Source organism: Ruegeria arenilitoris, assembly GCF_013032855.1.
Classification (GTDB): Bacteria; Pseudomonadota; Alphaproteobacteria; order Rhodobacterales; family Rhodobacteraceae; genus Ruegeria; species Ruegeria arenilitoris.
Genome location: NZ_WQDA01000001.1, coordinates 219934 through 232548, shown reverse-complemented (window position 1 = coordinate 232548; position 12615 = coordinate 219934). Strand labels below are relative to the sequence as shown.

The following is a 12615-nucleotide window of genomic DNA, read 5'->3' as shown; positions in this document are numbered from 1 at the left end:
GTGTTTACCCGCCCCCGTTAGCCTATTTCACCCATATCAAAAGGGCGGTTCTGGTCCCCCATCTAAGGTTGATGAGTAATCGTATCCGGGGTCAATGTCGCCTTGCCATTCCGATACTTCATTCGACCACGGTATCTCCTGTCCGATGTATGCCTCAAACGCCTGGCGGCACCGGGGCAGTGGTGGAAAATGGTACCTGGTGGACCGCTCTGTAAGAAGCTGTCCCAAGGAATCGCGTCCTGTGATGAACTGCCCGCTTTGCACCTTTGTTACGCCAGGGAACAGTTTGCTTATCGTTCGCCCGAACAGCGTTTGTTGGATGTACTGTGCATTTGGCTGGGTCCTTCTCATGTCCGCATACATAGCGGCGATGGTTGTGATACCCGGCCCATTTCCTGGAGCATCTGGCTGCGGAAGATAGCCCGCGTCGAGCACTTGATAGAGGTACCGCTCCACTGGACCTTGAGCCTGAATGATCTGGTCGAACAGCTCTGGTGTACGGATCGTCTTGCGAGGGTCCGGTCCCACAGAAATATCGCGCTGCAACAGATCATGCATCATCGCCTCGTATCCGCCCGAACGTAGTTGCGCCATGATCGCTTCGAAGTACGGGATGTCCTCGCGGTGGGTGTCCGCAACTTCAAGAACCTGCCAACGACGGTCGCCGATATCAGCCGGAACCACAGACTTCTCGTTCGAAGTTACGATGAAGATCATATGATTTTCGAGCCAAACCGGGTCCACGCCCTTCCGCTCGATCATGATACGCGGCTCGGTCAGCATGGTTTTGATAACACCTGCGTTTTTCCGATCCCCACCAAACATGGCTTCATCCACATAGACCAGTCTTCGCGCCTCGAGGTGTTGATTGAAGCGGCCACTCACGTGGTCATCTTTTGTTATCGACACGTAGTGAGCGCCCCAGAGATGACCGTAAGCGTTAGCAAGCACGCCTTTTCCAGTGCCTGGAGCTCCTCGCAGTACAGGAGCTGTACCAATGACTAGGCCGGGTCTTTGAAGCCCCAAAGCCATCCAGTTCAGCAACCAATCCGCGTGCTCTTCGTTCTCGCTGCAGATGTTTTCCAGGATGTGGGTGCGCAGAAGGTTCCATTCCCCTGGTTGAGGCTGCACGGCAAAGCCCTGCCACATATTCCAGCTTTTCCCATTGTGGCCCGGGGCTTTTGTCGGATCGAAGATCACCTCATGATAGTGAGCAGCATAGCGGTGCTCGATCCAGTACGGTGCTTTCGGAATCCACTTTACGTCTCCGCTTTCATCCTTCCTGGGAAACTTTTCTGGTTTCATGCGATCGAAGAACGGGGTCTTGGCCAAAGTGGTAAGAACCTCACCGGTCGCAGGCTGCTTGACAATGATCCGTGTCGTAGACCCGTGGGTCCAAATGCCAAACCGGGCATTAAGTTCGCGGATTGCAGCATTCTTCGGGCCTTCCCATCCCTGCTTCTGGGCCAGGTGAAAAACCGTGCCGATGGTCAAGTCGCCGTTAGGTGTGAAACTGTCCCAAACTTTGCGGCATTCATCACTGCCATCATACTTGGCAGACTTACTGGACCACTCGTCCCAAATGTCGAACGAGCCGTCGCCAAGACTTTGTTTCGTCGCTAGGCCGATCTTAGTCCACACCTCGTAGTCGTCAGCATCTATTACTTTGAGCGCTGCCCGGACTTCTTCGTCATCTCCCGGCAGAACTTCGCCGCTGAATCCAAAGGAAGCAGTGTGCGAGCGAGGTGTTTTCGCTGACTGTGACGGTGTTTTGGGAGGTGTGAATACTTCCGAGATTTTGGGGCAGAACAGATCCTGCAAATTCGGCAAAATGAATTCAGCCCATGCGATAGGTTCGAGGTCATTCCCCAGCGGAACCGACGACCGGCTGTAGGGCAGTGCAACCGCGCTGCCATAGCCATCTGCTCCCACGGCATCATTCTTTGGGAAGACCTCGATCTCCTTCTGTTGAACTCCACCTGTTCCATGCTGGAACCCTTGGGTTTCGATCACATGGCGCAGGAACTGCTTCACCAAACCAGCAGGTTGTGGGTGATTCCAGAACAGCCATATGTGAAGACCTGCGCCTCCGCCTGACCGACAGCAAAGCGGATTAAGCCCTTTGTCCTTTAGTGCGTCAACAATTGGCTTCGCGGCCGCCTGCAAATCACTCCAAGCGAGCGACTTGTCGTGGTCGTCAAAGTCTAGAACTGCGGTATGTACTTGATCAGTGATGACACCGTAGCAAGCGATGGGTGCGGAGCCATCAAGATGCGCACGCACCACATCGATCGTGATCTCTTGGTTCACGCGGCGATACTTCTGCTTACCCGATTTCCGATAGGCTGCGAATGCATCTGTTCTGCAAAGGGAAGCGATCTCGAAAACAAAGGTATCGAGCCCAGGTATGGATGATGCGCCTCCGGCTGCACTGTCCGCGCCAAGGTTCATTTTGTGTTGCTTTGCCGACATCACACGCCTCCCTGGTTCGAGACTTCATGTGCCGCGAGCCAGGCCTCTACATCGGCCCAGCGGTACCAAACGAGGTTCCGCACCTTGATGTATGGCGGGCCTTCGCCACGCATGCGCATCTTTTCCCAAGTGCTCTTGGAGGTATCGGTGATGGTGGCAAGCGCCTCAGTACTGAGAAGTGGCCGCGGCTCTCGAGATACGACACCGTTTTCTGGCTCAGGCGCCAGTAGCCCCTTCGACCGAAGTGGGTAATTCAGATTTCGATTTTCCATTTTGCCTCTCCTTGGATTTGATTGGCGGCGACGTGATTTGCGGCACCGCATCAAGCGAGTTGCTCGACAAGGAGAAGGATGGCCTTTCGACCCTAGAGCAGCATTCCGGAAGGCTGTGGAGACGCCCTGTAGTTTTCGGAAATTCTTCAGAAGGAATTCGGAAACATTTTCGGTGCGTTCGCGCACTCATCGCATACAATTTTGACCGCCAGGGCGGGCTTTTCTTGGCGCAGGGAAAGTTTGCTTATGCTGCCGTATTTTCGCTCGGGCTGGATTTTTCGGCCAGCTGCAGGATGCGTTTGGCCACAGCTTCGACCGGACCTCTAAGCCGCTCGGGTTGGCTCACGATGTAGCCGGCCGTCACATCGCCAGAAAGGCGGTGGTTCAGCAAGCGCTTCAGCGCATAGTGCGGCACATCGAGGCTCTCTGCGATTGTGACGAAGGTGCGGCGCAAGTCGTGCAAACTGAAAGCTACGCCAGACCGCTGTGCAACGCGCGCCGTAAACTTTTTGGTTTCGACGAGGTGCCCTGTTTTCCCGTTGCTTGGAAAGACCCAAGGGGAGTTGCCAGTTTCGCTTAGCCGCTTACTCAGCAACTCGACGATGAAATCAGCCAGCGGCAGATCGAGCGGGTCACCGTTTTTCGTCTTCGGAATGTGCAGCGCTCTTTCTGCAAGATCGATGTATTCCCACCGAAGACTTGCGATCTCGTTCCGCCTCATCCCGGTAAAGAGAGCGAGCAATAGAAAATCGCGGGAATAGCTCGGCTCAGCCATCACAGCATCCCACCAAGCTGGCAGTTCATGCGCTGGAACCGCGCCACGCCGACGGCGTTCAGGGAACCAAGCCCGAGCCTGGGTTAAGATGGCAACCGGGTTAGGCGGAAACTCGTCGAAAGCGGCGGCGTTTACATTGTAGACCGACCGCAAGTGGCGCATCGCGTTGTTCGCGGTGACCTGCCCGTGTTCTTTTGCGATCCGCTGATGCCGCTTCAGAACCATCTGCCGAGTGATGGAAGTTATCGGTGTGCGTTTCCAGTCTTGCAGGTAAAGGTCTCGCGAGCGTTGGTAAGCATCGATACTGCTGCTTGCCATTGAGGTTCTGGCCTCAAAAAACCGATCGAAGGCCTGGGCGAGTGTGATGGCTTCTTGTGCCACGCGTCGTTTTTCTTGGTTCGGATCGACCCCGCCGGCCATCTCGCTGAGCGCCGACAAACCACGACGCCTTGCCTCTTCGATGCTGAGAACATCTGCACGACCAAGTGTCACGCGACGTGTACGTCGATTGACCTGACCTTCCACGAAGAAGACTTTCGAGTTGGACCCGACCCGGACTCCAAGGCCACGCAGCGTGGTATCCCGGTACAGTTTTTGTCCACGTTGGGTGTAGGGCAGCGCTTCGATTGCGCGTTTGGTGAAGTGTAGTTTTGTCATCGAGACCTCCATTTGGCCTCACCTCAAAGTAAGTCATGAATCTTGAAATTACAATGATTATCAGAGACTTATATGTTATTTGCGGTCCAAAAAGGCATCTTCTTTCAGCTCAGATCATGCTGAGCGGGCGCAACCGAGAACAGTCCTCCTGGTTGAGGACCACTGTTCTTGCGCATGTTCGGGCGACCCATGAGCAGGTGCGCCCGCCAAGATCAGTGAAGCGCTTTTCAAGGATGCATGTTGCGCCAGCGAGTTTCTGCGTCCGCCTCTGCCTGTAGTATCTGCTCGTCGACAGCGTCGCAAAACTGAGCAAGCAAATTGGTCCTATCCCTGCAAGCTTCTGACAACTCCGCCTCAAGGGTGTGGGTTAGAAGATGAGCGTTGAGAACGAATGCTGCTGAACCGGCTTCGAACCGGCTAGGCGGAATTGCCTTTTCGCTCGTCATGGACCGAGTGTAGGTCATCTCTAGCGGGTTCTCCCAGTCGCCAAAGAGCTCCTGCAAAAGACCGGGATTGATTTCTTCCCACGTCCAACATTCGTGCCCACATTCGTAGCGGTAGGAGGCTTCAGGCAACTCGAGCCCCTCAATTCGAACGACCGGATCAATTCCACCGGCCACATCGGTTCCACTGATCTCTAGAGCCCCATCTACTTCATCGAAGTTGGCACCTGTGATTATTGTTTCGCCATCATTCCTGTTCGTCACGTTGAGACTGCTGCGGAACTCGAGCATCGGCCCTGGTTCGCCGGTTCGACCAACAGGCGCTAGGGCCAGTCGGACCTCAAGCATGATCGTACAAACGACTTCCTTTTCCTCACCATCGCGCAAGCAAAGTCGCGCAAAACTTTCCCCGGCTAATGGCTTCGTGCCCAGCAAGACGGATGGAACAGGTGGAATATCTGCAGGGTGAGCTGTGTACCCGGCGAGACCAGTTGAGCAATCGGTAGAGTCAATCGCCTGTGCCGCGAATAAAAGTCGATCGTTTCTGTAGTCGTGAAATCCATTCCTCTTGTTGGCTTCTGACCAATATGCATCGACCTTTGTTTGCCGCGCCACTGCCAGCCCCATCATTCGAAGCTGTTGCGCCAAGCGCGCCCACTTTTCTTCCTCCCAGCTCGTAAGGAACTGGTGATCTGCTCCGAACGTGCAGCCTTCAAAGACCTGACAGATGAACGGCGCAGGGGGTTCATTGAGTAGATTTGCAATCGCCTCTGCGATCTCGAAGTATTTCCCTGGTTTCTTGGCGAGCCGCTTCTTACGCGCGTCGTTTGCACCCTCAGGCAGCGTGTAGGTATCCAAGCGCTTGGTTGAGTCCGTTTTGACGCCGCCACCAAGGCCCGCCTCGACCACAACCTCTCGCTTCGTCAGACCGCGCGTCCTACTGACCTCTTGCAAAAGCAGATGAAGATTAGACGCAGCACGTTCCTGGTCTTGGGAAGAGAAAGCCTGGCTTTGGTCCTTCGCAGCTCGCAGGGCTGATGCGCGCTTCTCTTTTGAAGCTAGAGTCGTCCTTACGGTCGTACCAGCTGAGGGGGAGGCACCCGCAAGGTCAGATGTTCTTTGTGCAGCGGTCATTTCAGCGTTCTCCTTGAGATTTGCGCCGAAAATACGGGGCTTTGGACGCGTCTTCCTTCCGAACTGACGCCATGAAGGCAGCAGGATTTCGGAATAATGGTGGCCAAAATTCGGAATTATGCGCTGACAGAAAACCCGCGCTCGCGCGCACGCACGTGAATGCAACCTTGTGATCACCGGCTAAAGAGATACTAGTGCCGAAATCTGTGAGCGGCCCAGCGCCCGCAGATCGTACTTGCGAAGCTCTACAATGGGTCAAACAAAGCCGCGAGAGAGGGTGGACCGGGAGCGCGCCGGCACCTCGACTTCGAAAAAGCCGTTCATGGGGTGGGGTGACCCATGCAGCCCACACCCGCAGAGCTTGGCGTCCCTTGAGCTTTGGTGGCCGTTTCAAGCGGGCTTGGTTCGGCTTAGACTTGCCGGCTTCTCCCTTATTGGTGTCTGCTAGGTCTAGGTTCTTTGCCTTACTGCCGACTGATTTTGCTGTAAAAAACATTCAGAACAGGCACAGATTGCAAGTCAAGTGGAGGTGAGCGATTGGCATCGGAGGATGAAAAACTATTCGAGACCATACGAAAGATGGACGCTGAGAAACGCCTTTCGAGATTGGAAGCGAATATTCGTTCGCATGACAGATTAACGCCGGAAGTCGAAACTGCGCTCAAAGATCAATATGCGGTGATTGCCAGGGCGATGGTAGCTGACAAAACGGGCCTTGACCTTTCAGACCTCTCCCCGGCTGAAGAGAAAATAATTCAGGCAGTCAGTGAATATGTTGGTCTGCAAAAGCGGGAGGGAAAGAACGCCTCGCGCACACTTGGGCAAATGCAAAACAGAGGGCTCATCGAGGCCGCTGAGGTGTCGGTTTCAAAGCCGAAACCGACCCAAGGATTCCAAGTCCTGCACGATGCAGATCGGTCTGATTTGTCTTACGAACAGATCATAGTTGACCACCCGGAAGAGTTCTCAGCGCGGGCTTTATGGTTTGCACGCAGAACGCTAGGTCTCCCGAATGTGACGGATAAGCCGCCAGCTTCGGCTGAGACAATGACACAGGAACGCACAGAAGCCTTGTTAAACTGGCTCTGGCAGCGCCGGGACCCAGTTAGCGAGACAATTCCGCCATTTGAGAATGCTGAGGCAGCAGCTGCGATTGGTATGAACGACCTATCACGGTTTGGTCGTGTCCAAGGAAATGTTCAGTCGCGGCTTGATTTTGCTTGCTATCTGTGTGGTGTTCCGCCGCTCGGTTTGACTGCAGAGGCACCCTTTGAGAAAGCTTGGCAGTCTGGCGAACCTGGTTGGGATTTTCCAATTGCAGAAATGCAGGAGGCTGCCCGCTCATGGAATTGGTCCCGCGAGCAATTTGATCTGATCCGCGCGAGAACACGCGAGTTGCCAGGAAGTGCCAGTGTTTCGTGGAAAAAAGAGATGGCGGAGAACCTTGGCGCTGTGAGGCAGTGGGCGGAGGGCTTGAAGTCGGTAGATGGAGGCGAAGGCGGCACTCCGCGCCGCAACCCACCCTGGACGCGCGACGAGCTCATCCTGGCACTTGATTTCTATCTTCAACATCGTGAGGCAATTCCCAACAAATCTTCTGATGAAGTTTCACAGCTGAGCGATGAAATTAACACGCTAGCCAAGCGTCTTGGGCTTTCAGGGTCCGATACCCTACGAAACCCAAATGGCGTCTACATGAAACTCATGAACTTTCGGAGCCATGATCCCAACTATACGGACCAAGGAAAGACAGGGCTGACGCGGGGCAATCGCGAAGAGAAGATAATCTGGGATCAATTCGCCAATGATCCTGAGCGGCTGCGCCTTCTTGCAGATACAATCAGGGGCGGGCTCTCTGTCGAACCTGAGCCCGGAACGGAATCAGATGAACCGGAAGTGGCTGAAGCAGAAGAAGGGCGTTTAGTCACAAGGCTCCATCGGACAAGAGAACGCTCTCGTGTCATCGTTCAAAAGAAGAAAGCTGCTTTCAAGAAGCAGCATGGGCGATTGTTCTGTGAAGCCTGCGGTTTTGATTTCGTTGACGTCTACGGAGAGCGCGGAAGGGGCTTCATCGAGTGCCACCACACGAAACCGGTACATGCACTGAGGCCTGGAGAGATGACGAGCTTGAACGACCTTGCACTACTCTGTGCCAATTGCCACCGTATGATCCACGCACAAGCACCTTGGCTTTCCATGGATCAACTAATGAAACTGCTCTCAAAACAGGCAGAATAAAGCATGTCCACTTCAGCGGATTCATCTATCCTTATCAGTCCGATCTTCACACATTCTCTGTCACTCTTATTGGGCGTGATATCATCATATTTTGTTTGGTGGTTAATTAGTCACAAGTGGATTCCTAGTATTAATTTTGGACCGGAGATTTGCAGGTACAAAATTGATGGTGAAAACGGACTATATGTATGCGCTTTTGAAAACGCAGGGCACAGGGATATCGTCGATGTCGAGGTGGTAACACGAGTCGGAGTCGAAAGGTTTAATGAAGCCGAAGGTTGGTTGTTCTTTAGTCTAAAAACAAACTCAACACAGATACCGGTGCTTGAGCCAAAACGCCGTGCTTTGGTTCGAATATTCGATCAGCGAGAGGAAAGACAGTATATTGACGCTCCTCCACCTTCTTTAAGAAAGTCAGTTGATGATTGCGTAGCTTTAGAAGAGATATTTGATATATCGAATGGCGCCATTATTCAATTGCACGTCTTTGGGTATGACAGCTTCAGCGGAACGAGACGGCACTACGTTTCTCCAGATTATTCCAAGCACGATGTACGTTCCGGCAGACTCAAAGGCCTTACCGTTGTTGAGGCTCGGTCTATTTCATGAATCTCAATTCAGATGATCACTGGAGAAAACTGACCCAGCGCATTTATCAAAGTCGGTCTTTTCGCATCCATCACATAGGCCCTTGCAATGACCTTTGAACACCTGACTCCGTCTCTTGAATGCTTGGCTGATGAAACTGTCTTGATGCAAGCGTGGAAGAAAACATCAAGACATATCCGATATCATAACTGGTTTTCTGATACCCTAGATCTGGATCGTAGGGCGATTAATCTACGGGATTTTATCGAGTCGATTTCCCAAGAAATTAGAACTGGTGGAAACCTCCAGTCCAATCACATTAGGATGGTTCCGGCTCCCAAGAGCCAGAATTGGGCGATCGGAAAATCGGGCGAATGGAATCCTGTTGGAAGCCAAAGCGACGCAGCAAAGGTTCGCCCGCTAGCACACGTAACGTTACGCGATCAGGTGATCGCTACTGCAATTATGATGTGCTTGGCGGATCGGTCAGAGACCAATCAAGGGGATCCGTCTGTTCCCCTCGAAGACCAGTCATTGCTCAACACCATTTCATATGGAAACAGGCTCTTCAGTAACTATCAAGGTGGGGAGGCTCAGCACCGCTGGGGATCAGGAACTCTGTACCGTGGTTTCTATGAGGATTATCAAACCTTTTTAGCGCGACCAGAATTCATTGCGGAGCGCATTCACGATCGGAAACGCAGAACGCTGATAGTTCAATCTGACTTGCGGCAGTTCTATGATCGCGTCTCGCGTGAGTTGTTGTCAAAGGGATTGGACACCCTCCGCGAGGAAGGTGACGATGGCGAGTTTTTTGAACTAGCGAAAAACTTTCTTTGTTGGAACTGGTCGCCAAAGGATCGCAGCGAAGTCGATCTCTATGTCAAGCAATCGGGACTATCAAATTTCGATAAGACTGTTCTTCCACAAGGACTCGTCGCAGCGGGGTTCTTTGCGAATGTCGCGCTTTCTGAATTGGATGAAAAACTAAAAGCGCTGATAGGGAAAGAAATCTTTCCAGGAACAATCCTCCATGACGTCATCAGGTATGTAGATGATTTGCGCTTTGTGGTGAGCACGGATTCGTCGCAACCAGTCACTGAGGTGCGAGATGCAATGCTGGAGTGGTTTCAAAGTTGCTTGGATCACTCCGCGCATGGCCTAAGCCCCGCGGAGGAGAAAACTCAGATATCCACCTTTCGCGCAGATGAAAGGCCGTTGGTCCGGCAGAGTAGACGCATGGCGCGGATTCAAGCGGCGATCTCGGGCGGGTTTGATCCAATCGCCGGTGGAGAAATACTGGACTCTGTCCTGGCGCTTGTACGAGCTCAAGAGCGATTGGCAGAATCGCAGGCCGTCGAAAACTACGACCCGTTTCGGCCAATCCCAGACGTACGAGACGCGACCGTTGACCGATTTGTTGCCGCTCGTTTTCGTTCCACCTTTCGTTCGCTTCGTCCGCAACTCTGGATGACCCGAGATGAGCTTGATGAAGAGATAACGAGTGATGTAGGCAGCCAATTCAGAGGCGTTAGAACTCGCGAAGAGCTTGACGACGAAACTCGTGCCTTTTCCATGGAGTTGATCTCCAAGTGGGTGAGCGATCCTTCAAATGTCAGACTGCTGCGGATAGCATTGGATCTGTGGCCAGATGCTGAAGTTCTTAAACGAGTTTTGGAACTGCTTCGGAGATTTACGCAAAAGGGTGCTCCTAGGAAGGCGCCTAGACGCGTTGCTTGGTATTGTTTGTCGGAGATTCTGCGCGCGGGAGCCGTCGAAACTGGCTTTGTTCAAGACGATGAGCAACTGCCGACTGCGGTGGACGTTGAAGAATATCGACGAGTCCTACGGCAGGAAGCTCTCCGAATTCTGTCATCAGACGAAACGCGCCTACCTTGGTACCTCAAGCAGCAAGCGTATTTGTTGCTCGCGACTGAGCCGTCCTTACACGGCAACATCCCCGCGACGGCGACTAACGAGCTATCGCATTATGCGAAGCTTATGAGATTCTTAACGGGTGAAGCAGGCAAATGGCGCGCAGAAGAGTTCGCCACCTACGCTGTTTTGGCGCGCAGATCCTTTCTAGACTCGCAAGGCGCAATTGGCTTAATCGCTGAGCTAGTAACTCCTGCTAAATTGAACCGCATAACCTACTTGGACCCAAATTTCGCGTTGGAGCTTGTGACTGCAACCGGGAAAACAGACTCGCTTACTCCCAGAAACAAAGCGGACCTAGGACTTGCTGAATACTCGAGTTCGGATAGCGATACTCTCGCCAGCTTTGTCTTAAGGTCTTCTAATCTCGAGCACCTGAGAACGGAGACTTGCTTACTTTCTTTCGCTTCAAAGTTCCTAGCCGAGTTCAAGCGCGAGAAAGACGATGTAGTGGTTTCGCCATCCGAGGTGTCGATCTCCTTGAGCGATGATTTGCAGGAAGTGAAGTCGCTCAGAATAATTGCCAAGGATCTAGCTGGAATTTCGCTCTACGAACCTCCCCAATGGGCTTCGCGAGATGACCGCTGGCGCTTCAGTCTTGGCTTTCTTCTTAGGTTCATCCTCACCTCTCAACCGGACTTTACAAGGCGATCTGGTGGCACGATTTGGAGGGAGCAAGAAACGACTTACAGAGCGCCCGAGGCGCATTGGCATGAGAGAGTATATGGCTTTTATAATGGTCATGCTGCGTTTGGTGACGACTGGCTGCCGATATCTGATTGGTTTGAAAGGTTTCTTTTTGGTCTCCTTTGGTGGCCTGGATGTCCGAAGAATGCCGAGCCGCCGGTCCTGGTAGATTTTGAGTCTGCCATTGAGGTCGTGAGTTTGCGACTTCAGGAATTGCGAGAACTCCAGGGGTCAAGTGCTCAGCTTCTGCCTCTGCGAATTCCTAGTACCTTCCGCCGAAAGGGAGAGCCGCTGCGGGCTTGTGTTGTTCAGCTGGCATTTCCGTCTCAAGATGATTTTCCAAACGATGAAGCCGTTAAATCTGGAGAGGTTTTGCGGGAAGACTTTAGTATGTCTTCGCCCGGGCACAGAAGGCGTCACCGCCGTCATTTGTCAGCTGCATTGGCTGCCGTCAGAAGCGCGTTGGCGCTGCGGGAAACGCATAAAGGCATGGATCATCGTCTAGACTGGCTAATTTTGCCCGAGCTTGCTGTGCATCCGCAAGATGTGCGTACGCACCTAATTCCGTTTGCTCGAGCAAACAAAACGATCATTCTTGCAGGCTTGACTTACGAAGAGCTCTTCGCGGGCAAACCCATGGTTAACTCCGCAATCTGGGTGCTACCAACAAGACACCCGACACGCGGGCTTCAAGTCTTGGCAAGGCGTCAGGGTAAATACCATCTGGCACCAAACGAACGCGCCTTTGAAAATGCGGGTCTTATTCAACCTTTCCGCCCGTGCCAGTGGATTATTGGTTATGATTGGTCAAACTCAAATGTTGATGATCCATTGTGGCTGACTGCTGCGGTTTGCTTTGATGCTACAGACCTAGGGTTGGCAGCGGATCTAAAGGACAAAACGGACGTCTTTGCCATCCCAGCGCTCAATCGAGATATCAAGACCTTCGACAACATGGCGCTCGCTCTGCACTATCACATGCATCAGACAATCGTGGTGGCAAACAACGGGCGCTATGGTGGCAGTAGCGCGTATGCGCCGTTCAAAGAGGATTATCGCCGGCAAGTGTTTCACGTGCATGGTCAGCCTCAAGCATCGATTTCATTCTTCGAACTAGAGGACATCGATGGTTTCAAGAAACGCAAATCTACGAACGTCGACTTTAAGCCGCCACCGGCCGGCATGGGCAAAACTTGACCGTGCAGCATGTGGAGATCGCCCAATGACCCTAGGAATCTGGGAGAATGGGGCAGCGAGAGGATTGAAGCAGAAAAACCGTCCTTAGGATGACAAGCAAAATCATTGAGAAGAACGTACCTTAAGCTCTAGAGACGGTGGAATTGGAGGGTGCAAGCGCCACTAGGACCGGACAGCCGTGCATAGGGTGGGGTGTGCGGGGTTTGTGGCAACGGTT

General features: G+C 52.9%; 7 protein-coding genes. 3 read left to right on the top strand and 4 right to left on the bottom strand.

What is annotated here, in order from left to right; all coding sequences use genetic code 11:
• Positions 1-36: 36 nt before the first annotated feature.
• The 4 genes from GOW72_RS01050 to GOW72_RS01035 form a co-directional block, all read right to left on the bottom strand.
• Positions 37-2472 (bottom strand): DUF5906 domain-containing protein, encoded by a 2436-nt coding sequence (locus GOW72_RS01050; RefSeq protein WP_170364506.1) that lies wholly within the window; start codon positions 2470-2472, stop codon positions 37-39.
• On the bottom strand, positions 2472-2744 hold the full coding sequence (locus GOW72_RS01045; protein WP_217358078.1) for a helix-turn-helix transcriptional regulator: 273 nt from the start codon (positions 2742-2744) through the stop codon (positions 2472-2474). The genes GOW72_RS01050 and GOW72_RS01045 overlap by 1 nt, the downstream gene beginning before the upstream one ends.
• A 244-nt stretch (positions 2745-2988) precedes the next feature.
• Entirely contained in the window at positions 2989-4176 is a 1188-nt protein-coding gene (locus GOW72_RS01040; RefSeq protein WP_170364504.1) for a tyrosine-type recombinase/integrase, read from the bottom strand.
• Between the two features lie 227 nt (positions 4177-4403).
• Positions 4404-5753 (bottom strand): hypothetical protein, encoded by a 1350-nt coding sequence (locus GOW72_RS01035; RefSeq protein WP_170364502.1) that lies wholly within the window; start codon positions 5751-5753, stop codon positions 4404-4406.
• A gap of 579 nt (positions 5754-6332) precedes the next feature.
• Between GOW72_RS01035 and GOW72_RS18915 the strand changes: the two genes are divergently transcribed.
• The 3 genes from GOW72_RS18915 to GOW72_RS01020 all read left to right on the top strand — a co-directional run bounded on the left by GOW72_RS18915 (position 6333) and on the right by GOW72_RS01020 (position 12398).
• Complete coding sequence (locus GOW72_RS18915; protein WP_244952296.1) at positions 6333-7991, top strand: HNH endonuclease; 1659 nt, start codon at positions 6333-6335, stop codon at positions 7989-7991.
• 3 nt (positions 7992-7994) lie between these two features.
• Complete coding sequence (locus tag GOW72_RS01025; protein ID WP_170364499.1) at positions 7995-8600, top strand: hypothetical protein; 606 nt, start codon at positions 7995-7997, stop codon at positions 8598-8600.
• Positions 8601-8723: 123 nt separating this feature from the next.
• On the top strand, positions 8724-12398 hold the full coding sequence (locus tag GOW72_RS01020; RefSeq protein ID WP_170364497.1) for an RNA-directed DNA polymerase: 3675 nt from the start codon (positions 8724-8726) through the stop codon (positions 12396-12398).
• The last annotated feature ends 217 nt before the right edge of the window (positions 12399-12615 follow it).